This window comes from Mycobacterium timonense (genome assembly GCF_025821985.1).
GTDB lineage: Bacteria > Actinomycetota > Actinomycetes > Mycobacteriales > Mycobacteriaceae > Mycobacterium > Mycobacterium avium.
In genome coordinates this window covers 17,290-39,308 of the sequence record NZ_JACKSY010000053.1, presented here as the reverse complement: position 1 = coordinate 39,308, position 22,019 = coordinate 17,290, and the positions used below count along the sequence as shown (strand labels likewise).

The window sequence follows — 22,019 nt, the reverse complement described above, 5'->3', positions numbered from 1 at the left end:
GGGCGGCCAGTCCTTTCAAGCCGCACCATCAGGCCGGCAAGAGCGATGCAGCCTCACCCGCCCCACCCGGGGTCACAGCACAACGTAACAACACGAAGTAACTGCACCTACGAACTTAAGGACTCCACGATGGCCCGCCGTGAAGACCCCACCGGATGTCCAGCGCCGGCGGCGCCGAGGGGCTGGGAAGCCCAGTGGGCCACCGTCCCCAAAGAGTGGCGGCGACCTGTCTATCGCATCGACTCCGCGCCGGCTGCAACCGTTTTCCTGCAGAACCGCTACTACCTGCGCGAGCACCGCAGATCATCCGAGCATGACTTCAGCCCCGCCGGCACGCCCCGACGCTTCGCCCACGAAGTGGCGTGGTGGGTGTGGCTGTGTCACCACGAAGGCCTGCGCAGGATCGAACCGTCGGTGCTCAAGTGGGCCGGCCAAGCGTTGACCGCGGCCGCGGCCGACTACCGCAACACTCACGGCCACCAACCGACCAGCATCACCGATCTGTCAGCGGCGACGATCGTGCGCCACGCAATGCTGGTATTCGAAAAGCGCAACGCCCGACTGCCCTCGCCGGGAGCACGGCGCAACGTCACTCACCTCATCGAACACCTGCACCTGTATCTGTCCGTGCGCACCACCGACACCGATTGGTGGGCGCATGACACTTGGGATCTGCGCGCTGATCCGCGCATACCGCAACGCGAACACGAACCCGGCCACGACCAGTCGGTGAAGATCGGCGCGATCACCCCGGACTGGCTGCGTGAGGGAGTGCGGTTTTGGCTGCGCACCGCCCTGGACGCGGAATTGTTGCGTTGGTCCTCCGCAGTCGAACGTGCCCGGGACATGGCCCGACACTTCGGGGCGTTCGCCACCGAACACGGTTACGCGGATCCGGCGTTGGCCGATGACCCCGCGCAATTGCGGCTGATCTTCACCGCGTTCACCGAGTATCTGCGGTCTCCGGCAGCCGCAGCCACTCCAGACAAACCGTTGACCCCCAGTGCCATCGACGCCACCCAGTCCTACACCCAGGTGTTCTACACGTTCATGGTCGACCACGCACCCGAAGCTGCCGCAGCGACTGGGAACCCGCGCTGGCTGGCGTTGACCGATGCGCACACTCGGCTGTGGGGTCCGGCGTTTCGGGCTCGGCGCGCTAACCGGGTCCGCGAGCTGAGCTGGTATTCGACTGGCGAATTGCAGCAGATGTTGGCCTACCTCGATGTGCTCGCGGCCGACCGAGGCACCCTGGTCGCCCTCACTCATCCCGACGGCACCGCCTCGATCATCAAGGGGCTTGGAGATCCCCAAGCCGCCCGGATCTGGCTGCTGCAAGCCTTGACTGGGCGGCGGGCTTCAGAAATCCTGATGCTCGACCATCAGCCGCTGCAGCCGATTCCCGGCGCTGAACGTCCGACCGACTCCGATGACCCTGATGCGTTCGTTGCCAAGCTGCGCTATCAGCAGACGAAGGTCGACGACGTCACTCCGACCATCCTTGTCGAGCAAGCCGTCGTCAACGTGGTCACCGAACAGCAACGCTGGCTGACGACCACCTACCCGGGCCTGACACCGAAGTATCTGTTCATCGGGGTCAAACAAAACCTGGCGGGCCGCCGACCGCGCCCCTATGCCAGCTACAACCTGTCATTGGCCAAACTGGACAACATTCATGGCCTGACCGATGCCGCCGGCAATCCGTTGCGATTCACCCAAACCCACCGGCTGCGGCACACCCGGGCCACTGAGCTACTCAATGACGGCGTACCCATCCATGTCGTACAGCGCTACCTCGGGCATAAAAGCCCGGAGATGACGATGCGCTATGCCTCGACCTTGGCCGCGACGGCCGAGGCCGAGTTCCTCAAGCACAAGAAGATCGGCGCCCACGGTGTCGAGATCGCGATCAGCCCGTCCGACATCCTCGACATGACCCAGTTGTCAGCCCGTACCGACCGGGTACTGCCCAATGGAGTTTGCCTGCTCCCACCGTTGAAGACCTGCGACAAAGGCAACGCCTGCCTGTCCTGCGGGCATTTCGCCACCGATATCACCCACGCCGCCGAACTGCGCGATCAACACACCAAAACCGCCGCGCTGATCGAACTACGCCGCCAGCAATATCGGCAACGCACCGGCCGCGAGCTCACCGACNCGGGCATTTCGCCACCGATATCACCCACGCCGCCGAACTGCGCGATCAACACACCAAAACCGCCGCGCTGATCGAACTACGCCGCCAGCAATATCGGCAACGCACCGGCCGCGAGCTCACCGACTCCAGAAAGCTGGATCAGGCTAGCGGGTGGAAGTCCCGTCCCGGTAAGCACCGGAGCGCCGGGTAGCAGGCCCCGGTTCGTCGCTGAGAGGCGACGGGCTAAGCGGGGTGTCAAGAGCCTCTAAGCCTGGTTGGTTGCTGGGCAGCGCTTTTGCCACCATAGCAGCCGGCGTAATGCGACGACAAAGTGCGCATGGCTCCGGCGCCGCTATAGCCGGGCGGACCGTCCCGGCGCGTCGCTCTGTGATCGAGCCTGAAGACAAGATGATCTCCGCGTGTGCCACTTTGCGCGTGAAGTCCAATCAGATCGGCCAAGCGCTCGGTGAGAAACTGCACGACGGCGACCGGTGGATCGCGGCGGCCCGCCATCCGCCTGGCGGTCCCATTCGTCTCCCATGATCGTCGCGGACGGCTGCGACCCCAGGGCAGCATCGGATGCTGCTTACCGGGGTGGACACGCCGACGGCCCCACCGCTTTCACTGTATTGCTTGGCCGTCCCAGTAGTTCGTCAGCGTGCTCCACCGGCCTGGCTCAGGTTGAGCTACGACGTCGATCGTCGGCTGAGATGAATGGGCGCTTACGGCGCAGCGTTCGTCGAGGAGCTCGTCCATTGTTGTGATGCGCGGCAGCGGCTCACCCAGCTCGGTAAGTATGCGGCGGACAGCGGCCACCACACGCAACTCGGAATCGATTACGTCAAGATCGCGCATGGATTGAAACGGTAGGAGCGGCTGTCGAATCCGCAAGTCACCCAGGTGAGATCCCCATAGCGCCGCAGGCTGGTCAAGGTCCAATAAGGAGCGAGGTCGTCAACATACGATGCCGGTGTGGGCAGCCTGCGTAGCTATCTCAAGGACCTCCGGGCGATCCATGGGACCGGGGAGGCTGTCCCTGAAACGTCGTATTACGGCCGGCTGGAGGCGTTGATCAATGATGTCGGCGCGTCGCTGACTCCTGCGGTCAGCTGCGTGTTGACCACGAAGAACCGCGGCGCGGGTGTTCCCGACGGGGGTCTTTTTATCGCCCGCCAAGCGGTCGCCGCGGCGGGGGATTCCGCGCTGCTTGCCCGGGCACCCGAGCGCGGCGTGATGGAGGTTAAGGGCGTCGAGCAGGACGCCGCCCGGGTAGCGCGCAGTGCTCAGGTGCGGCGGTATCTGCGCCGTTACGGCAAGGTTTTGGTGTGCACCTACCGTGACTTCTTGATCCTGAGCCTGGACGCGAACGGTGACATGCAGTTGGGGGAGCGGTTCACCCTGGCACCGGATGCGGATTCGTTTTGGGCTTTGGACCCGAAAGCGACCGAGGACGCGGTGGGTGATGAGTTCGTCGACTTTCTGAAGCGCGCGCTGCGCGGGGATGCGCCGTTGAGCGATCCGGCGGATTTGGCGTGGTTTCTTGCTGCGTATGCCCGTACCGGGCTGAAGCGAGTTGAAGAAGTCGGGGACATGCAGACCCTGGCGACGCTGCGCTCGGCGCTGGAGGAGGCCCTGGGGCTGCGGTTCGACGATGAGGATGGCGAGCACTTTTTCCGTTCGGCGCTGGTGCAGACGCTGTTCTACGGGGTGTTCGCTGCCTGGGTGTTCTGGTCGGAACATCAACCAGCGCAGTCCAGTCAGCGATTCACCTGGCGTCAGGCGCAGTGGACCTTGTCGGTGCCAATGGTGCGCGTTTTGTTCCAGCAATTGGCTACGCCGGCGAACCTGCCGGCGGGGCTCGATGAGGTGCTCGACTGGACCGACGACGTGTTGGCCAGGGTCGACCGGGACCTGTTTTTCCGACGATTCGAGGCTGCTGAGGCGGTGCAGTATTTCTACGAGCCGTTTCTGCAGGCCTACGACCCGCAGCTTCGTCGGGAACTTGGCGTTTGGTACACGCCGCCCGAAGTGGTGCACTACATGGTCGACCGCATCGACCGTGCACTGCGCAGCGAACTGTCGTTGCCGCTCGGGCTGGCCGACCCCTTGGTCCACGTGCTTGACCCGTGCACGGGCACAGGCTCGTATTTGACGGCGGTCATCGACCGCGTTGTGGCCACCCTGACCGAGCAGGGCGGCAACGGACTGGTTGCCGCGGAGGTTAAGCAAGCAGCATTGTCTCGGATCCATGGGTTCGAGTTGCTGCCGGCCCCGTTCGTGATTGCGCATCTGAAGATAGGGATCGCGCTGGCGCGGCTCGGTGTGCCGCTCGACGCCGCAGCTGGCGAGCGGGCAAGCGTGTATCTGACCAATGCGCTGACCGGCTGGGTCGACGACGATACCCGGTTGACGTTGCCGTTTCCCGAGTTCGTCAGCGAGCGCGACGCCGCCGATGCCGTCAAGCGTGACGAGCCCATCCTGGTGGTGTTGGGCAATCCGCCGTACAACGGTTTCGCTGGCGTGTCCGGCCGCGAGGAGGGCGGCCTGGTCGAACCCTACAAAGCCGGGCTCGCCGCTTGGGACATCACCAAGAACAAGCTCGATGACCTGTACATCCGATTCTTTCGGGTCGCTGAGCGCCGGGTCGCCGAGCAGACAGGGAAGGGGATCATCTGCTTTGTCAGCAACTCTTCGTGGCTGGGTGACCCGTCCGCGGTGATCATGCGTGAACGGTTACTGACGGAGTTCGACTCCGTGACGGTCGATCACCTCAACGGTGATAGCCGCGAGACCGGCAAGAAAACCCCCGCCGGCGATCCGGATCCATCCATCTTCTCCACGCCGCTCAACCCGGCAGGCATCACCCGCGGGGTGGCGATCAGCATGCTCGTGCGTGCCACCGAACACGCGGATTCCATTGCGAGCGTGCGGTATCGGGATTTCTGGGGCCAGGACAAGCGAGCCCAGCTCGCGGCGGCCACCGCCGACCCGGACGCTGGCACTGGCTACGAGTCGCTGTCACCCGAGGCGGCCAATTGGTTTCGGCTGCTGCGGTGGACACCCCGCGCGGGTTATGCGACCTGGCCGGCGATCACGCAGCTGTGTGCCGTGGATCCGATGCTCGGACTCAATGAGAACCGCCGGTTCGCGTTGATCGACGTAGACCGGCAAGCGCTGGTGTCGCGGATGAAGACCTATTTGGATTCCGCGATTCCGATGTCGCGGGTTGATCCTCGGCTCGCCGGATCGTACGCAGGCTTCGACCCGGCCGCGGTTCGTCAGCGGATGCTGGAACATCACCCGTTCGACGAGAAACGTGTTCAACGCTTCCAGTTCCGGCCGCTGGACATGCGCTACGCTTACGTCGAATCCGGGCCGCCGCTGTGGAACCGCTCGCGGCCTCTACTGGTCGCTGCCGTCGCGGCCGCCTCAGGTTTCTTGCTCGTGCGCCGACGCGCCCCGCGCGCCCTTGACGGTGCAGCACTGCACTTTTCCGACTGCCTGATCGACCAGAAGGTGCTGTTCACCGACGCCTACGCCATACCGCTGTGGCTGGCGGCCGAACAGAACACGCAACCCGCCGATGATCCGGCGCTGTTTCATCTCGAGGTCGCCGAGACAAGCCAAACATGGCGGCCCAACCTTTCCGAGCGGGCGCTGACCTATCTTGAGCACCTCGGCATCGACGACGCCGCCACCAATCGCGACAGCGCAACACTGTTGTGGATGCACGCCCTGGCGATCGGCGTGGCCCCGCTGTATGTGGAACAGAACGGCGAGGCGGTGCGGACGGACTGGCCACGCATCCCATTGCCTGACTCGGCGTCGGCACTGCGTGAATCCGCCGCGCTCGGCGCCCGAATCGCGGCCGTGCTGAATCCCGACCAGCCGGTCGCCGGCGTCGACGCCGCCCCCATCGATAAGTACCTGAAGACCGTCGCAGTGATCGAGCGCATCGACGGCGCGCCGCTGAACCCAGGCAAAGGCGACTTGGCCGTCACCGTCGGCTGGGGGATCGTCCAGCCACGCGCGGTGATGCCCGGCGCCGGAAAGTACCAGATCCGAGAGCGGGTAGACGCAGACAACGACGGACTCGACGACGACGACCTCGAGGCCCTCGGCGAGCAACTGCTCGACATCTATCTCAATGAGCACGTGCGGTGGCGCGGAATCCCGGCCGCCGTGTGGGACTACAAGATCGGCGGCTTCCAAGTTCTACGGAAATGGCTTAGCTACCGCGAAAAGCGCGTCCTGGGGCGCGATATGAGCATCGAAGAGACCCGCGCATTCACGAACATCGCTCGTCGGCTCACCGCTGTGGTGCTGCAGGGACCGGAGCTTGACCGCAACTATCTGCGCATCACCGAGGCAACATTGTCGCTGTAAGCGGTGCGGGCGTGACCGGCTCGCAATGCCTGGTGGTCGAGATGTCTCCAGCGCGGTGAGTCGATGGCGGATCCCGATGGACGCCACCGGGCGATGTCAGCGAAAATATGTGGATGCCCAACGTGAGCGAACCGGCGATCGCCGACCTTCGTGCCGAACTGTTGAGCTTCAAACAAGCGTCGGGCGCTCAGTGGGCGTGTGCGGCGGTGCAGCTTGCGGGCGCGGTGGAGGCGCTGCTGGAGGAAGCGGAAGGCTATTGACCGACGGGTGATCTGCGTCTGAGCGCCGCTGCAGAGAGTTCGTCTGCTTGACTGGGCGGCGTGCCGATCGAGCGGTTTGAGCTCGTCGAGGAGTTCGGCGAGGCGCTAGAAGTTTGTCGAGATGCAACGAAGATTGACAAACGTGCACTCATTGTTTGACAACGTGGTTAGTCCCGCTAATTTTCCGAACTGCAAATTACCTGTTCAGACGTGCCCCAACAGGACACTTGAACATAATTTGGTCCATCCACCGATCTGAGTGCCGGGGCAACCCACCGTCAGTTACCAGTCCGGGTCGACCCGCGTGAGGGGGAGGCGATCGACTCCTGGCTCGAAGCCACCGCTAGGCAGATCAAAGCAACTGTCGGTGCAGTTGCTCGCGCAGCGGATCTTCAGATCGCCAGTCGGCCAGATTGGATCAGGTGGGTGTCGGCCGATCAGCTGAGAGCTGTTCAGGCGGCGACGGGGGTTCCGCGGGAGGCTGTCCGCGCGATGACTCTGAGCACGTATGACGGTGTGGCCTTGGAGCTTGACCCTGTTTCGCACCGACGTTTCCGTTCGGCCCTTTAGTGGGGTCGCGGTATTGTGCCGAGTGCTTGGCCGAGTCGTGCGGTCGCTGGCAGTTGAGGTGGCGACTTGGCTGGTCTTTCGTATGTCTCCGCCACTCTCGGCTTCTTGCCGATGCCTGCGCAGAATGCGGCAAACGCCAATGGCTCTACCAGGGTTATTGCCATGCACCGATACCTGCGACGTGCCCATGCGGCGCTAGTCTCACTGCGACGCAGAACCTGCAACTCCCTGCCAATCACCCGATTTTTGAGGCTCAGCGCCAGATCTTCGACGTCATCGACGAGGGTAATGTCGACTTCGGCGTCTTCAGTGCCCAACCGGTTTCGGTGCGTGAAGTTCTCGCGGCAGTCAGGAGCCTCGCCAATCGTGTGCTGAACTTATGCATCGCCCACGGTCTGACGGCCGTGAAACCACCTGAGGTGCATCGTGGCTGCCTGTCTGGATGATAGCGTGATAGCATTGCTCAGTGGCGCAGATTCTCATCCGTCAACTTGAGGACGACACCAAGGCCAAACTGCAGCGATTAGCCCGTCAACACGGTCGCAGCACCGAGGAAGAGGCACGCGAGATCATACGGAACGCAGTCCGGAACGTCGACAATCCGCCCGGGCGGCTCGGGTCTCGTATCGCGGCTCGCTTCAAAGGCATGGGCCTCACCGAGGACATACCCGAACTGCGGGGACAGCCCGTCCAGCCGGCGCAGTTCAACGAATCATGATCATGCTCGACACCAATGTGCTCTCCGCGTTGATGCGGGACACACCCGATCCGGCCGTCGTGGCATGGCTCGATCATCAGCCCACCGAATCAATCTGGACGACATCGGTAACAGTATTCGAGATCCGCACCGGCATCGAACTTTTGGCGCCAAGCCGGCGACGCAAGCGGCTCGACGAGATGTTTTCTCAACTCCTCGACGAAGACCTTGATGGTCGTGTGCAATCCTTCGACCTGACGGCCGCGGTTACCGCTGGGACCATCGCCGCCACCCAACAACGGGTTGGGCGTGCGGTGGAAATTCGTGATGTGCAGATCGCTGGCATCGCCGCATCCCGGCACGCAACCGTGGCTACCCGAAATACTCGCCACTTCGACGGAACGGGCGTCGACCTGGTCAACCCGTGGGACTGACGTCGTGCCCCAGATTCATTGAGAATGCCCCAGGTCCAGTGATAACGAACAGTCGGGGCGGTGCTGTTGCGGGACTGTGCGGCTCTCAGCCCGCTGAGGGCCTCAGATAGGGCATAGCGGTGGGTGATGAGCCGGTCGGCTTGCACGGCGCTGGTGGCGAGTAGTCGCATCATTTCGGCGGCGTCGGTGCGGGTGTTGCCGCGCATGCCGACGATGCGCCAGCAGTTGATCATGATGTCCGGCAACGGAATTGGGGGAGCGGTGTCGTTGGATCCGAGGTGCACTAGGGTGCCGCCGGTGGCGAGTGTGGGCAAGCATTGGGTGATGGTGGGCCCGGCGGGGGTGCAGTCGATGATCGCGTCGGCGCCATGGGGTACGCGGTCGCGCAGGGCGGTGGTGAGCGTACCGGTGTCGGCCCAGTCCGGCGCGAGGTCGTCGGTGGTGGCGATGAGCTCGGTGGGGATGTCGCCGGCCAGGGCCGTCACGGCGTGCAGGTGTCGCCGAGAGCGACCGACAGGATCAGCCGCGCGATGCCGAACGACGGGGCGATGCTTAGGGTGGCCGCGCCGATGCTGCCGGTCGGTGCCGTGACGATCACGGTCGCCCCGGGTGTGGTCCATGCGGTGGGGTCGTTGAGGTAGAGGCCGCAGGCGCAGTCGAGTGCTTCTTCGGGTGTGCCGACGGGGTATCCGTTAGGCAGGACGCTGTTTTGGTAGCCGTTACGGCTGGCGAGATGGATTGCGAAGCCCCAGCTGTTGGCTGAACCGCCGTGGCGCAGGCGCAACAGCGGCAGTGTGGTGCCGTCAGTCAGTTGGCCGCTGACGTAGGCGAACCCAGCGTGGTGGCGAATGGTCAGGTCAGCCAGATGCGGCCAGCGTTCGTTGGCTCTGGCTTTGAGCCGTTGCCGCAACGAGGTCTTGGTCGACTCCGGCGGGGTGGGCACGGGGTCCATGATGCTCGCCCGGTGCCCGGCGTGTCGTTACCGGCGCCGGCTGGTGTCGGGCGACAAACGGTGGATGCCGATATCAAGCTGTGATCAGATTGTTCTGTGTGATGGGCAGCGGCGGGTGCTGCGGGCCCGGGCGGGTCGAGTCAGCGGTGAGCATCGCGACGTGCTGCGCGCGTGGATCGTGTTGGCCGGCGCCGACGGCGCGTCTAACGCCGCGATCAGCCAAGCCTTGGGGGTCTGCGAGGACACCGTCCGAAAGTGGCGGCTCTGCACAAAGCGTGTTCGGCTTGGACGCGCCCTTCAAGTGCGGGGCAGGCGGATGAGCGCCTACAATGACGAAACACTTCGTGTGCCGGGCGTGGGCTGAGTTGCCGCCCGCTGATCGGGATTCACGCTTGGTTAATCGAGTGTCCTTTCAGCGCCGCGGATCGTTGCGGCGTTCGCCAGCAGCGCCGGCTAACGGCTACCGAATGGCGCCGACGATATCGCCCGACATGGCGCCGAGTTGGCCCGACCAGGAGCCCCAACCGTTGTCACCGCCGCCGGGGAAGTCGAAGTGTCCGTTGTGTCCGCCGACGCTGCGGTACTGCTGGTTGAACTCCCGGGAGCTGCCCATCGCTGCGGCCGCTTGGCCGATCATCGCGGCGTCGTCGCCGCCCATGTTGGTCGGACTGTAGACCCACACCCGGGTGTTGTTCTGCGCCAGCAACGAGGCGTGCACCCACGGGTCGTGCCACTTCCAGCGGCCCAGCTGTGGTGCCCCCCACATTCCGTTGCCGTCCACACCGCCGAACTGCTGCAGTCCGGCCAGGATCGCCCCGTTGTAGTTGGTGCTGGACGGGTACAGGAAACCCGACAACGAGCCGGCGAACCCGAAGCGGTCCGGGTGGAACGCGGCCAGCGCCATCGCGGCGTAACCGCCCTGCGACGCCCCGACGGCCGCATGTCCGCCGGGTGCCAGGCCCTTGTTGGCGGCCAGCCAATTCGGCAGCTCACTGGACAGGAAGGTATCCCACTGCTTGCTGCCGTCCTGCTCCCAATTGGTGTACATGCTGAAGGCTCCCCCGGCCGGTGCCACCACCGAGATTCCCTTGCCCCCGAGCGTGTTCATCGCGTTGCCCGCGGTGACCCAGTTGCTCACGTCGGGGGCCGCGTTGAAGGCGTCCAGCAGGTAGACCGCATGCGGGCCGCCGGCCAGAAAGGCCACCGGGATGTCCCGTCCCATCGCGGCAGACGGAACCATCAGGCTTTCGTATCCCGCCGCCCTGGCCTTGCCTGCAGACCCGGCCGTCTGTACCGCGAAAGCCGCGCCGGCCAGCCCGACCGCCAGCGCGGCAACGCAGAAGATCCGGAGAAGCGCTGACACACCCCGCACGACCCTCATGTCGACCCTCCATCGTCTAGTCGCTGAATGCTCAGCAAATTTTGTTTTTGTTTCTCGTCGACGGTGCCGATCATTTTCAAACCGCTGGCGGTAGTCAAATTTCTGACATTATCTAAATGTCGTAAAACATCAAAGAGTGGTTCACTTTTGGCACGGGGATAGAGCGAGCTGGTTGGGTTATGTGCTGCATGTCGGTTATGAGGGTTTTCGGGCACCCGGTATGGCGACATGATGAGCTCCGAGGGATACCGCGATCGCGAGACATGACATCGACGCCGTTGATTGGCAGCGAATGCGCGTGATACGCGCAACCAAGCCCAGACCATCCGTATCCACGGAATGGGCATCGTCGGCGCTGACGAGCACCTCAAAGGCAAACTCGCCACAGCCGCGAACGGCGCGGCAGTAGTCGTCGACGTCAAGCCCGTGCGCGGCTTTGAGGTCCGCGAATCCCCTGCACGCTCCACTGACCAGGAAGCTCCGCTCATGTGTCAAGCGTCCTAGCGGTGGGTGAAGTTGGGTGCGCGTTTCTCGACGAAGGCCGCCATGCCCTCGGACTGGTCTTCGGTCGCGAAAGTTGAGTGGAACAGCCGGCGTTCGTAGAGGAGTCCTTCGGCCAGGGTGGATTCGAAGGCGCGGTTGACGGCCTCCTTGGCCATCCTGGCCGCCGAACGCGACATCTGCGAAATGGTGGTAGCGACGGCCTTGGCCTCGGTCAGCAGGTCGTCGGCGGGCACCACTCGCGACACCAGGCCGCTGCGTTCCGCTTCGGCGGCGTCAATGGTGCGGCCGGTCAGGATGAGGTCCATGGCCTTTGCCTTACCGATGGCACGGGTCAGGCGCTGCGAACCGCCCATCCCGGGCAGCACACCGAGTTTGATTTCCGGTTGGCCGAATTTCGCTGTGTCGGCGGCGATCAGCACATCGCACATCATGGCTAGCTCGCAGCCGCCGCCCAGCGCGTGCCCGGCCACCGCGGCGATGGTCGGGGTACGCACGGCGGCGAGTTCGGCCCAGGGGGCGAAGAAGTCGGCGTCGAAGGCGTCGGCGAAAGTCAGCTCGGACATCTCCTTGATGTCCGCCCCCGCGGCGAATGCCTTGGCCGAACCGGTGATGACGATCGCACCGATGCCGGAGTCGTTATCGAATTCTTTTGCCGCGCTGGTGACTTCGTTCATCACCTGGCTGTTCAGCGCGTTCAGGGCTTTCGGTCGATTCAGGGTGATGATGCCGACGCGCTCGTCGCGCTCGACGAGGATGGTTTGGTAGCTTTTCGGGCTGCTGTCCGTCATCCAGATCCGCCTTTCTAGAAACTCAACTCGTCGTCGACCGGGGCGAAATACGCCTCGACGTCGGCCGCTGTGACTGCGGCCAGTTCCGCCGGCGACCACTTCGGATTGCGATCCTTGTCGATCAGCTGGGCTCGGATGCCCTCGACCAAGTCGTGCGAGCGTAGCGACGCCGACGACACCCGATAGTCTTGGATGAGAACGTCTTTGAGTGTTTGCAGCTTGGCTGCGCGTCGTACCGCGGCCAAGGTCACCGATAAGGCGGTCGGCGAGCGGGTGGCGATCAGGTCGGCTGCGTCGTTGGCCGGACCGGCGTCGTGTCCGCGCAGGTTGGCAATGATGCCGGCGACAGTCTCGCCCGCATAGCACTCGTCGATCCAATCACGCTGTGTGGCAAGCTCGCCGGCCGGCGGATCGATGGCGTACTTGGCGAGCGCATTCGCCACGCCGTCGGTAACGACCGCTTGACGCAACGCCTCGAGATCGCCGTGTGGCACGTAGTGGTCGGCGAATCCCATGGCGATCGCGTCGGCCCCGGAAAACGGTGCCCCGGTCAGCGCGGCGTGCAGGCCCAGCCCGCCGGGTGCCCGGGAGAGCAGGAACGCCCCGCCGACGTCGGGGATGAAGCCGATGCCGACCTCGGGCATCGCGATCTTGGAGGTATCGGTCACCACTCGGGTGTTCGCGTGTGCGCCGACCCCGACGCCGCCACCCATGACGATGCCGTCCATCAACGCCAGGTACGGCTTGGGGTACTCGGCGATCTGGGCGTTGAGCTGATACTCGTCGCGCCAGAAGCGTCGCGCCTCGACACCGTCCTTGCGCGCACTGTGGTAGATCGAGACCACGTCACCACCGGCGCACAGTCCGCGCTCGCCGGCACCGCAGAGCACCACCGCGTGCACCTCGTCGTCGGCTGCCCAGCCGCTGAGGATGAGGCCGAGCGCGTCCACCATCTGCTGGTTGAGCGAATTGATCGCCTTGGGGCGGTTGAGCGTGATCACGCCGACGCTGCCGTCAACCCGGGTGAGAACCTCATCGGATTCGTCGGTCACGCTCTGAGCCACGCATTAGCCTCTCGTAGTCGGATTCTGTGCTTGTGCAGCCATCCACGGCCCGGCCCGGCTGGTGATTGGGGCAGCGGGGTCGCACGTCCGATGCCGCTATTGGGGCGGCATGGCAGGCGGCGGGTAGACGCCGCGCAGGATCCAGGGAAGCCAGTTGAGGCCGAATTCGAGTTCGTCGCTGGCGTCGTAGTCGGGGCTGGGGTCCAGGGGGACATTTTCTTGTGCGGCTGCGATCGGTGGGGGTCCTGCTGACGGTGTTTTTGGCGGTGCTGGGCGTGGTTGGTTGGGTTGGCCGTACAGGGCGACGACGACCGTGCGGTTCGGGCTGTTTTCTGACCACACGCCCATTTGGGAGTTGGCGCAATTGGACATGATGGCGTAGTCGGCGGGATTGCTGTACCACTGGTTGATGAGTTCGATGCCGCTGATTGCTACGGCGGGGTTGATGGCCACGGTTTCGGAGACTTGGCCTTTGTAGCCGGCGGCATTGGCGCGGTCTTGTGGGGTGGACCCGTCGGAGCCGATGTCGCTGTCGAGGTTTTGGTTGTGCAGGACATCGAGGGTGTGTTGTTGGGCGGCTAGTTGTAGCTGGGGGTTGATTCTGACGTCGTTGGTGCAGCCTGCTTGGTGCTGGACGGTAAAGACGTTGGCGACGACGCCGTTGTTGAGTCGTTGATTGTTCGGTATCAGGGTGTTGTTGTCGCCATCGGCGTGTGCGGCGGGCGTGCCGAATAGTGTTGTGGCGGCGACTATCAGGGCGGGCAGGGTGAACGGTTGATGCTGCATGTCGGTTTTCCTTTCCGTCAGCCGCCAGCAGGAGCTGGTGGCCGGTAGTGCGCGGCTGACTTGCGCAACTGCGAGATCTGGGCGGGGCAGAGTTCGTTGACTGCCTGGCTGATCAAGTAGGAGGCTTGGTATTCGTCGGTGGTGTTGAAATCGGCCTTCACGTCGGCCATGACCGTGGCGTAGCTGTGGCCTTGGGAGACCTTGTCGCAGATGCTGTGTCCGTAGTTCAATGCTGCATCGGCGTTGGCGAAGTTGTAGCCGGGCCGCACGGTGACATTAAGCAGATAGGCCACCACGTCAGCGTGCGCAATTGGTGTGACCGCCAGTGTCGCAATGCCAAATAAAGCAGTGCACGTGAAGAGCACTGTTGCTAGTGGCTTTTCGCGCATATGGCGCAAGGGGAATTCGGCTGGCATTGTCTTTTAGACCGGATCGAATTGAGAGATCAGCCAGCGACCACCGATTTTGTCAAGGGTGACGCGAACGCTGGATGCAGTGTTGGTGGGGGCGCTTTGGCCGATGGTGACGGTTTGGTTGACGAACAGCAGGACAACGGCATGGTTCGGCGTCGCCGACATCGACGTTCCAGCTGGGACCGTTGCCTTTGCAGAGATTTGTTTTTGCTTTGCTCCGGGGATTATCACGTCGTGGGTCAGGTTCGTGTAGGCGGCCAGGAACGTTCCGGTGAGCCGGCTCTTGGCAGACGCGAGGTCTTTTTCCACGGTGTCGGGTTTATAGGACAGCAGTGCGATGGTGCCTTCGGTGGCGGCTCGCACGGACTGGGCGCCGGCGGTCTGCGCGTCGCGGACTGACGCATCTTGCCATTTGAGGAAGCCAGCGACTGCTGCCAGCAGCAGTGCGAGCGCAGGCAGCATGGAATAGACGATCACTTGTCTCCATCGGATGCGACGGTGCGGCCTCGTCTGCTGTCTGTGGTCCGAGGTGTCGACGTCGGCATGCGCGTCGTCTTCGCTGGGCACCTGTGGCAGCATTTCGACCGGTGTCGGTTCTGCTGGGTCGGAGCTGGCGGGACCGGCAGCGGTGGAAGACGTTAGCGGCCTCATGACACGAACTCCACGTTGGAGACCTTGATCCGGCCGTCAATTTGTTGAACAAAGATACGCATCCGCCATGCGCGCGGGACTTGGTTGGGGTCGTTGGCATCGGATGTCTGTACGTTGGCTGCCACCAGAACCTGGGCGGTGTCGCGCGTTTGTGACTCGAGGCCCGCTGCGGTAATGGTGCCGATGGTGGTGGCGTGGACTTGTTTGACCACGTCGATGAAGGGCTTTGACCGCTTGGCGAAGTCGTCGTAGAACTGGCCGGTCGCCGCGTCGAGGATGCGCTGGACATCGGCTTCGGGATGGTGCCAGTCGATGGTTGTCAGGTTCACCGCGCCCCGTTTCGCTTCCTGCAGGAATTGGTTCTGCTGGGTGTGTGTCTGCTGTGATTGGTGGGCACGAAATCCTAGCCAGCCGACCAATCCGGTCAGGGCGGCGACGATGGCGATAATGAGCATTACCACCGGCCGTGTCGGCGCGGGGGCTCGCGACCGCGGGAACGCCGAAGTACCTGCGTCATCGGCAGGCAGGTCGGCGGTGCAATCATCGGTGTCGGCCTCGGCCTCGGTGTACACGTTGTCGACAGTGGTTGCCGGCATGCTCTCCTCCGTCGGTGGGGGCTCGTTGAGTCTTTGCCTGGGTGCCATCAGGTTCCCGGTGGTGGCAGGAGCATGGTTTGCCATGTCTTGTCCTTTGGCGTGGTGTTGGCCAGGTCAGATTGGGTATAGACCTTGCCGTCGGGTCCGGTGTAGGTGCCGGTGGCCGGGTCGTACTGGGCGGCGGCGATCGGTGGAGGCGGACCGGCAGGAGCCGCGGGCGCCATGCCGGGCGGCAGCTGCGGGACGTCTTGGCCGGACAGGGTAGCGTTGGGATCGCCTTTCCAGTTGAAGCCGTCGTTGAGCGGCACGTACTGTTCGTCGCTTTCGCACATCTTCACGGTGGGTGCGCGTTTGCCGGGCACGGTTTCACAGGGGATGTTGCGCGCGCCGCGCACATTCAGCTGTGAGTCTTGGGGGACCCGGCAGTACAGGTCGCCCGGTGCGCGCTGCGGGTAGTCGACGAAGTTGGCGGTGCGACGCTGTTGGGCGGGCAGGAAGCCGGTGGTACACGCTGGGGGCAGGTTGATGTTGAGGTTGAAACTGAGGTAGGCGCCCCGGTAGGGCTGCTTGGTGTTGGCGTTGGCCACCAGAGTGGCGCCCATGATGGACACGCCTTCGGGCACCAACACCAGGAGTTGTTCGACGTCGTCGTGATAGGTCAGTGCGACCTTGCCGACGCTGAGCAGGTTGGCCATCAGGATGGGCAGGGTTGGTTGCACCCTCTCGATGAGCTTTTGTGCTTCGGCGGCGGCCGGGCCGCCGTGATCGATGACGCCGGCCACGGCCTGGTCGTGGGTCTGAAGTTCGGTGGTGACGGTGGCTAGGTGTGACGCCCAGCCCTGAATTGCCTCTGAGGTGTGGGTTTGCGACTGGGCGACGGGCTGCCATTGGTCGATGAGTGCGATGAGTGGGTCAAGGTTGTTGCGGGCCTCGATCGACAGGTCGGAGGAGCCTTTGACCAGGCGCGACAGTTCGGGGCCCAGACCGCCCACGGCGGTGTAGGACTCGTCGATGACGGTTCTGAGGTTATCGTGGGGGATTGCCTTTAGCGCTGTGTTGGTGGCGGCGAGCAGCGCATTAATGTCGGGCGGCACGGACGTCTCGTCGGCCGGGATGACGTCGCCATCCTTGAGCGGCGCCGCGGTGGCGTTACGCGGGAGCAGCTCAACGTATTGTTCACCGACCGCTGATTGGCTGTGTACCTCGGCTTTGAGGTTGGAGGGGATGTTGATGCCGGATTTGAGCGACAGCACGGCTTCGACCCCGCTATCGGTCAGGTGCACTGATTGCACCCGACCCACTTCGGTGCCGCGGTAGGTGACGTTGCTACTGGCGTACAGGCCCCCGGTTTGCGGTAGGTGCATCGTCACGGTGTAGCGGCCGACGCCGAAGAACAGGGCCGGCAGCTTCATGAAGTGCAACGACATCATAGTCACCGCGACGACGGCGACCACGGTGAAGACGGCCAGCTGAATCCTGATCTGTTTACTGAGGTACATTTTTTAGGGCCCTTGATCCTGGCGGTAGGGGATGACCAGCGGATTGCCCGGTGTGCCGCGGTAGCCCGCGGTACACGGGCTGGGGAGTTGGCCGATGGTACGGCCCCACTGCAGCTCCAACTGCGTCAAATGGCACTCCCAGCGGGTCCCGGTAAAGATCCCTTGGTCGATGCGGCTGAGCGTGAGGTCCACGATTGCGGTCATGTTGGCGTAATCGCCACGCATCCATTTCTCGATTTCTTCGGTTGGAAACGGAAATGTGGAAAGCAAACTCAGCGAGCGTGTCAGGCTGGGGCCGGCGTTAGCGAGCGACTCCAACACCGGTGCGACTTGGCTGAATTCCTTGACGAGGTTGTCTTTGGTTTTGTTGACCGTGTCGGTGGTCAGTGCGCTGAATTTGCTGAGCTCGGCTGCCGCGTCCACAAGGTTGTGCCGCTGGTCGTCGAGGACTGCCAGCGCATCGGGGATGGTGGCCAGGGCCCGATCCAGCACGGGTCGTTGGGCGGCGAACTTTGCGACCAGCCGGTTGAGGCTTTCGGTGGCGGCGATGATGTCGGCGCTCTGGTTGTTGAGGTTGGCGCTGAATGTGTCGAGTTGTCCGATCAGGCTGCGTAGGTCGTGCTCGCGGCCCCGGAACGCTGTACTGAACGCCTCGGTGATGTCTTGGATATGGCCCAGCCCGCCGCCATTAAGCACCAACGACAGCGCCGCCAAGGTCTGCTCGGTACTCGGGAAGGCCCCAGCGTGGGACAAAGGGATCAGTGAGCCGTCATGCAGCTTGCCTTGCGGCGCGGCTTCTTTGGGTGCTGCTAGCTCGATGTGCAGCGAACCAAGCAGGCTGGTGGTGCCGATCTCGGCAGTGACATTGGCGGGAAGCTTGACATTACCGTCGAGGCGCATGGTGACCAGTGCATGCCAGCCCTGGCGCTCGATTCTGGTCACATGACCGACGGTGACGTCTGCCACGCGCACCCGGGAGTTGGGTTGGATGTTGTTGACGTCGGGCATCTGGGCTTGGATCACGAAGGAGCCCGGGCCGTTGCCTTGGGTACCCGGCAGTGGCAGTGAGTTCAGCCCGCGCCAGTCGCAGCCTGAGATCGCGGCCGCGGCGATGATCAGCACGAGGGCGGCGCGCGCCGAGCGCCAGCAACTGATTGTCATCGACTACCTCCGGGGGGCAGCATCAGCCCGGGTAGGCCCGCGGCCGGGTTGGTTGACACGGGGGCGCCGTCCTGGGCGGGTGCCACGGGGGGCTCTGGCGGTGCGGCTTGAGGTGCCCCTGGTGGCGGCGCCCCAGGCGCTTGTGCCGGCGCCGCATCTGGGGCGGGGGGCACGAAATCGGGTCGCATCCAGTTTTCGCTGTAGGTGACCTCGTTGGGCCTGGCTTGGGCTCCCACCAGTAGGTTCTCGCCGATCGGCGGGTAATTGATTTGTCGGTTTTTGAAGATTGGCGCCAAATATTGCACGCACAGTTTCGCCGCTTGCTCACCTCCTAGCCGGGAGGCGGCCTGGATCGCTCCGCAAAGGAAGTTGATCGGGTTGGCGAGGTTGTTGATCGCCAGTGCGCCGGTCAGCTGGCCGCCGGACGGTTCGAAGATGTTGTTGAAGTTGGCGAAGGTTGACGGGGCGATATGCAGCGTCTGCTTGATGTCATCCAGGCTGGCGACCAGCGCGTTGGTGATGGAGGTGAGTTTGTCTGAGGCGGTGCCGATCGCTTCGCGGTTGTCGGCGGCGAAGTTTTGTACGTCGGCTACGACGGCATTGAGGTCCTCGGCTGCCTCTCCGACCTTGCGGGGGTCATCGGCCAGCACTTTGGATACCGAGGCCAGGTTGCGGTTGAGTTGTTCGAGCAGATCGGCGCTGTCGTGCAGCGCCGTCACCAGCGTCGACAGGTTTTTGAGCGTAGCGAAGATGTCGTTGCTGTGGTCGCCGAGCGCCGAGACGGTCTGTGACAGTTTGATGATGGCGTCGCGGATGGCGCCGCCTTGTCCGCGCAGGTTGTCGGCGGCGGTGTTGATCAGGGCACCCAGCGTGCTGACCCCTCCGGGTTTGGTGGGTTTAAGCAATTCGGTCAGCCGCTGCAGTTGGGCGCGCAGGTCATCCCATTCGATGGGGACCGCGGTGCGGTCTTGCGGGATGACCGCGCCGCTGCCCATGGTGGGTCCACCGGTATAGGGCGGGGTCAGCTGGATCGCTCGACCGGTGACCAGTTGCGGTGAAAGGATCACCGCCTTGGCGTCGGCGGGCACCTTGTATTTGCGGTCGATCCAGAAGAAGACTTTGGCTCGCAGGGGTTGGGGTTCGATCTTGTCGACCTTGCCCACCGGGACGCCCCGGATGCGGACGTCGTCGCCGGGAAACACCCCGGTGCTGTTGTCAAAGTAGGCGATCATCACAGTTCGGGCGGTCTGCTCGGAGGTGCGCATCGCCACCAGGACCCCGGCGACTAGGACTAAGGCCAACGTGGCGGCCAAGATGAGGCGCGCGCGGCGCAGTCTGGCTGTCATGGTTGGCCTCCCGGCCGCGACGGGCCTGGTCCCACTTCCACATTGGTCGGCGAGGGTGTCGGCTCAGGTACCGATTCCAGCCCGGGTGGCGGGAGCGCGGGCGGTCCAGGTGGTGGACCGCCGGGCGGGGGGGCTGGCGCTGGCTGCCGATCCGGGTAACAGCCCGGGCCGGGCAAAGGCAAGCCGGGTAAACCGCACGGGTGGTCACCCGGGTTGCCGGTGATTGCGTCGGGAATCGTGAGCCGGGGCTCCCCGCCTTGTCCGGTGCGCGGGTAGGGCACCGGCAAGGCGGGGGTCCCGGGCTGGCCGGTCTGTGGGTCGGAAAGCTGGGAGGGCAGCAGGGTGGCCGGGTCCAAACCGAGGTCGGAGAATGCGGCACTGACGAAGGGCTGCACGAACTGGCCGGGCAGCAAGTTCACCACGTAGGCCTTGAAGAACGGGCCTGAGCCCACCGATTCCCCCAGCGACATGGCGTAGGCGTTGAGCCCTTTGATGGTTTGCTGTACGCGTTCTTTGCGGGCGTCGACGATCGCGAGGACGCCATTGAGCTTGTCCAGCGCGGGGCGCAGCTGCTGGCGGTTGTCGGCGATAAACCCCTTCAATTGCTGCGACACCGACGAAATGTTCGTCGAGATATTCTCCAAGGCGGCGCTTTGGGTGCGCAGCTGTGCCAGTAGCGCATTGGTGTCTTTGACCAAGCTGACTATCTGGTCGGTGCGCTTGGCCAGCACTGTGGTGGCTTTGGCGGCGTTGTCGAGCAGGGTGCGGAGTTGGGCGTCGCGGGTGTCAAGGATTTGGGCAAACCGCGCCACTCCTTGCACCGCGTTTTTCAGGTCGGCGGGGGTGTCGGCGAAAGTTTGCGCGAGGGTGGCCAGTGAGTCGGACAGCTGATTGGTGTTGAGTCCGCTGATGGTGGTCGCGAGGTCGCCGAGAGCGTCGGGCAGCTGGTAGGGCGACACCGTGCGGTCCAGCGGGATGGCGCGGTCGAGGTTGCCGGCACCGCGCGGTGTCACGTCAAGGATCTTGCTGCCCAGCAAGCTTTTGGTTTTGATCGCGGCCTCGGTGCGCTCGCCCAGATGGACTTTCTTGTCGATCTTGAAGGTGACCAGCACACCCGGTCCGTCGAGTTCGATACTGGACACCTTGCCCACCTGATAGCCCGACACCTCAACCCCGGCACCGGTGAACAGCCCGCCCGCGTCAGCGAAATACGCTGAATAGCTCTCCCCCTGGTTGAAAAAGGGCAGCTTTTGGTACTGCAGCGCCGCCATCACCACCGTGGCCACGGCCATGAGGCCCACGGCGCCGATTACCAGGGGGCTGCGTTCAGAAAACGATTTCACTTCGGCGTGCACCGCCCCGTGCTTTGCCCAGCCAGCTTCACATACACCGGCTGTCCCCCTTTGCCGTTGACCTTGAGAACGAGATTGCACAGATAGAACGCGAAGAAGTCGCCGTAGATGGCTTGCCGGTCGAGCGCCCGATATTTGTCGGGCAGCGTGTTGAGTAGATTGTCTAGGTAGTCGTGGTCGGCCACGGCGATGCCCGCGGCCCGGTCAGTCTGATGAACGAATTCACGGATGGGTGCCCGGGCCTGTGAGAGCAAGTCAGCGACCGAGCCGGCCGCGGCGTTGGTGTAGGCCACCGCATTGGAAATGTCGGTTTTGCGGGCGGCGAGCCCGGCGATCAGCTGCGATAGCGAGGTCACCGCTTTGTCCAGTTTGTCGCTCTGGCCGCCCAGCGAGCCCAGCACCACGGTGAGGTTGTCGATGACTTGACCGATCAGCACGTCCCGGTCGGCCAACGTGTTGGTCACCGCGGCCGCTTGGTCCAGAAATGATCCGATCGTGGGGCCTTGTCCCTGGAATGCGTGGAGTAGTTGGGCGCTGAGCTCGTTGACCTGTTCAGGATTCAGCGCCCGAAAAAGCGGTTTAAAGCCGCCGACGAGCGCATCGAGGTCCAGGGCGGGTTTGGTGCGAGCCAGCGGAATCGTTTGACCGGGACGAAGTATGGCGGCTGCACCCACGCCCTCCTCGAGGGCCAGGTAGCGACCCCCGAACAGGTTGTCGTACCGGATTGCCGCCTGGCTTCCCCCGGTCAGCACGACCGACTTGTCGGTGGAGAATTCGACTCGGACCGTCGCATCGGGATTGATGGCGATGTCTTGGACCTTGCCGACTTCCACGCCTGCGATGCGCACCAGGTCGCCCTTTTTGAGCCCGGATACGTTGGTGAACTCGGCGGTATAGGTGGCGCCGGTACCGAACCGGAACTGCGCGAAGATGGTCAGCAGCAAGAACGCACCGAACGCGCAGACCGTCAAGAAGACGCCGAGCCGCCACACGACGGCTCTTAACTGGTTTCGCACGCTGTCTCTCCTGCCCGGTGTGGATC

19 protein-coding genes and 2 pseudogenes are annotated in these 22,019 nt (G+C 63.9%); 6 read left to right on the top strand and 15 right to left on the bottom strand.

Going from position 1 to position 22,019, the window contains the following annotated elements:
- Positions 1–129 precede the first annotated feature (129 nt).
- Positions 130–2,166: pseudogene (locus H7I87_RS15010) on the top strand (tyrosine-type recombinase/integrase); the annotation flags it as partial.
- A gap of 592 nt (positions 2,167–2,758) precedes the next feature.
- On the opposite strand, the gene H7I87_RS15005 reads toward H7I87_RS15010, so the two are convergent.
- Positions 2,759–2,992 (bottom strand): hypothetical protein, encoded by a 234-nt coding sequence (locus tag H7I87_RS15005; protein ID WP_045384491.1) that lies wholly within the window; start codon positions 2,990–2,992, stop codon positions 2,759–2,761.
- Positions 2,993–3,109: 117 nt separating this feature from the next.
- Between H7I87_RS15005 and H7I87_RS15000 the strand changes: the two genes are divergently transcribed.
- The 4 genes from H7I87_RS15000 to H7I87_RS14985 all read left to right on the top strand — a co-directional run bounded on the left by H7I87_RS15000 (position 3,110) and on the right by H7I87_RS14985 (position 8,484).
- Complete coding sequence (locus H7I87_RS15000) at positions 3,110–6,523, top strand: type ISP restriction/modification enzyme (RefSeq protein ID WP_048892263.1); 3,414 nt, start codon at positions 3,110–3,112, stop codon at positions 6,521–6,523.
- A 113-nt stretch (positions 6,524–6,636) separates the two neighbouring features.
- Positions 6,637–6,783: a hypothetical protein gene (locus H7I87_RS14995; protein WP_155729907.1), complete on the top strand. Its 147-nt coding sequence runs from the start codon at positions 6,637–6,639 to the stop codon at positions 6,781–6,783.
- A 1,036-nt stretch (positions 6,784–7,819) separates the two neighbouring features.
- Positions 7,820–8,071: a FitA-like ribbon-helix-helix domain-containing protein gene (locus tag H7I87_RS14990; protein WP_081264567.1), complete on the top strand. Its 252-nt coding sequence runs from the start codon at positions 7,820–7,822 to the stop codon at positions 8,069–8,071.
- Positions 8,068–8,484, top strand: coding sequence for a type II toxin-antitoxin system VapC family toxin (locus H7I87_RS14985; protein ID WP_063966954.1), 417 nt, complete (start codon positions 8,068–8,070; stop codon positions 8,482–8,484). Before H7I87_RS14990 ends, H7I87_RS14985 begins: the two co-directional genes overlap by 4 nt.
- A 167-nt stretch (positions 8,485–8,651) precedes the next feature.
- Here H7I87_RS14985 and H7I87_RS29185 read toward each other — a convergent pair.
- A pseudogene (locus H7I87_RS29185) lies at positions 8,652–8,969 on the bottom strand (zinc-binding dehydrogenase); the annotation flags it as partial.
- Positions 8,966–9,427 carry a hypothetical protein gene (locus tag H7I87_RS14980; protein ID WP_231113696.1) on the bottom strand — a complete coding sequence of 154 codons (462 nt, stop codon included), beginning with the start codon at positions 9,425–9,427 and terminating at the stop codon, positions 8,966–8,968. The gene H7I87_RS14980 and the pseudogene H7I87_RS29185, both read right to left, overlap by 4 nt.
- Between H7I87_RS14980 and H7I87_RS29180 the strand changes: the two genes are divergently transcribed.
- On the top strand, positions 9,333–9,800 hold the full coding sequence (locus tag H7I87_RS29180) for a helix-turn-helix domain-containing protein (protein ID WP_372512309.1): 468 nt from the start codon (positions 9,333–9,335) through the stop codon (positions 9,798–9,800). The two genes, H7I87_RS14980 and H7I87_RS29180, sit on opposite strands and share 95 nt — an antisense overlap.
- A 96-nt stretch (positions 9,801–9,896) precedes the next feature.
- Here H7I87_RS29180 and H7I87_RS14975 read toward each other — a convergent pair whose 3' ends face one another.
- The 12 genes from H7I87_RS14975 to H7I87_RS14920 form a co-directional block, all read right to left on the bottom strand.
- Positions 9,897–10,808 carry an esterase family protein gene (locus H7I87_RS14975; RefSeq protein ID WP_063966966.1) on the bottom strand — a complete coding sequence of 304 codons (912 nt, stop codon included), beginning with the start codon at positions 10,806–10,808 and terminating at the stop codon, positions 9,897–9,899.
- 509 nt (positions 10,809–11,317) lie between these two features.
- Positions 11,318–12,109, bottom strand: a complete 792-nt coding sequence (locus H7I87_RS14970) for an enoyl-CoA hydratase (RefSeq protein WP_063966955.1) — start codon at positions 12,107–12,109, stop codon at positions 11,318–11,320.
- 14 nt (positions 12,110–12,123) lie between these two features.
- Positions 12,124–13,161 carry an enoyl-CoA hydratase/isomerase family protein gene (locus H7I87_RS14965; RefSeq protein ID WP_063966956.1) on the bottom strand — a complete coding sequence of 346 codons (1,038 nt, stop codon included), beginning with the start codon at positions 13,159–13,161 and terminating at the stop codon, positions 12,124–12,126.
- A gap of 108 nt (positions 13,162–13,269) precedes the next feature.
- Positions 13,270–13,959: a CAP domain-containing protein gene (locus tag H7I87_RS14960; RefSeq protein WP_063966957.1), complete on the bottom strand. Its 690-nt coding sequence runs from the start codon at positions 13,957–13,959 to the stop codon at positions 13,270–13,272.
- 17 nt (positions 13,960–13,976) lie between these two features.
- Positions 13,977–14,348: a DUF732 domain-containing protein gene (locus H7I87_RS14955; RefSeq protein ID WP_063966967.1), complete on the bottom strand. Its 372-nt coding sequence runs from the start codon at positions 14,346–14,348 to the stop codon at positions 13,977–13,979.
- 33 nt (positions 14,349–14,381) lie between these two features.
- Positions 14,382–14,864, bottom strand: a complete 483-nt coding sequence (locus tag H7I87_RS14950; protein WP_063966968.1) for an Rv1363c family protein — start codon at positions 14,862–14,864, stop codon at positions 14,382–14,384.
- Between the two features lie 155 nt (positions 14,865–15,019).
- The gene (locus H7I87_RS14945; RefSeq protein ID WP_063966958.1) at positions 15,020–15,619 is read right to left on the bottom strand and encodes an Rv1363c family protein; all 600 of its coding nucleotides are present in this window, start codon (positions 15,617–15,619) and stop codon (positions 15,020–15,022) included.
- A 47-nt stretch (positions 15,620–15,666) separates the two neighbouring features.
- The gene (locus H7I87_RS14940) at positions 15,667–17,118 is read right to left on the bottom strand and encodes an MCE family protein (protein ID WP_063966959.1); all 1,452 of its coding nucleotides are present in this window, start codon (positions 17,116–17,118) and stop codon (positions 15,667–15,669) included.
- A 3-nt stretch (positions 17,119–17,121) separates the two neighbouring features.
- Positions 17,122–18,279, bottom strand: a complete 1,158-nt coding sequence (locus H7I87_RS14935; RefSeq protein WP_063966960.1) for a virulence factor Mce family protein — start codon at positions 18,277–18,279, stop codon at positions 17,122–17,124.
- Positions 18,276–19,625, bottom strand: a complete 1,350-nt coding sequence (locus H7I87_RS14930) for a virulence factor Mce family protein (protein WP_063966961.1) — start codon at positions 19,623–19,625, stop codon at positions 18,276–18,278. The genes H7I87_RS14935 and H7I87_RS14930 overlap by 4 nt, the downstream gene beginning before the upstream one ends.
- On the bottom strand, positions 19,622–20,968 hold the full coding sequence (locus tag H7I87_RS14925; RefSeq protein WP_063966969.1) for an MCE family protein: 1,347 nt from the start codon (positions 20,966–20,968) through the stop codon (positions 19,622–19,624). The genes H7I87_RS14930 and H7I87_RS14925 overlap by 4 nt, the downstream gene beginning before the upstream one ends.
- A complete protein-coding gene (locus H7I87_RS14920; RefSeq protein WP_063966962.1) occupies positions 20,965–21,993 on the bottom strand; it encodes a virulence factor Mce family protein in 1,029 nt (342 codons plus the stop codon). Before H7I87_RS14920 ends, H7I87_RS14925 begins: the two co-directional genes overlap by 4 nt.
- Positions 21,994–22,019 lie beyond the last annotated feature (26 nt).

Bases quoted from the DNA above. Each gene is read 5' to 3' on its own strand.
- H7I87_RS14960 (WP_063966957.1), bottom strand. From the start codon at position 13,959: ATGCAGCATCAACCGTTCACCCTGCCCGCCCTGATAGTCGCCGCCACA.
- H7I87_RS14955 (WP_063966967.1), bottom strand. From the start codon at position 14,348: ATGCGCGAAAAGCCACTAGCAACAGTGCTCTTCACGTGCACTGCTTTA.
- H7I87_RS14935 (WP_063966960.1), bottom strand. From the start codon at position 18,279: ATGACAATCAGTTGCTGGCGCTCGGCGCGCGCCGCCCTCGTGCTGATC.
- H7I87_RS14945 (WP_063966958.1), bottom strand. From the start codon at position 15,619: ATGCCGGCAACCACTGTCGACAACGTGTACACCGAGGCCGAGGCCGAC.
- H7I87_RS14940 (WP_063966959.1), bottom strand. From the start codon at position 17,118: ATGTACCTCAGTAAACAGATCAGGATTCAGCTGGCCGTCTTCACCGTG.
- H7I87_RS15005 (WP_045384491.1), bottom strand. From the start codon at position 2,992: ATGCGCGATCTTGACGTAATCGATTCCGAGTTGCGTGTGGTGGCCGCT.
- H7I87_RS14985 (WP_063966954.1), top strand. From the start codon at position 8,068: ATGATCATGCTCGACACCAATGTGCTCTCCGCGTTGATGCGGGACACA.
- H7I87_RS29180 (WP_372512309.1), top strand. From the start codon at position 9,333: ATGGTCAGGTCAGCCAGATGCGGCCAGCGTTCGTTGGCTCTGGCTTTG.
- H7I87_RS14970 (WP_063966955.1), bottom strand. From the start codon at position 12,109: ATGACGGACAGCAGCCCGAAAAGCTACCAAACCATCCTCGTCGAGCGC.
- H7I87_RS14995 (WP_155729907.1), top strand. From the start codon at position 6,637: ATGCCCAACGTGAGCGAACCGGCGATCGCCGACCTTCGTGCCGAACTG.
- H7I87_RS14930 (WP_063966961.1), bottom strand. From the start codon at position 19,625: ATGACAGCCAGACTGCGCCGCGCGCGCCTCATCTTGGCCGCCACGTTG.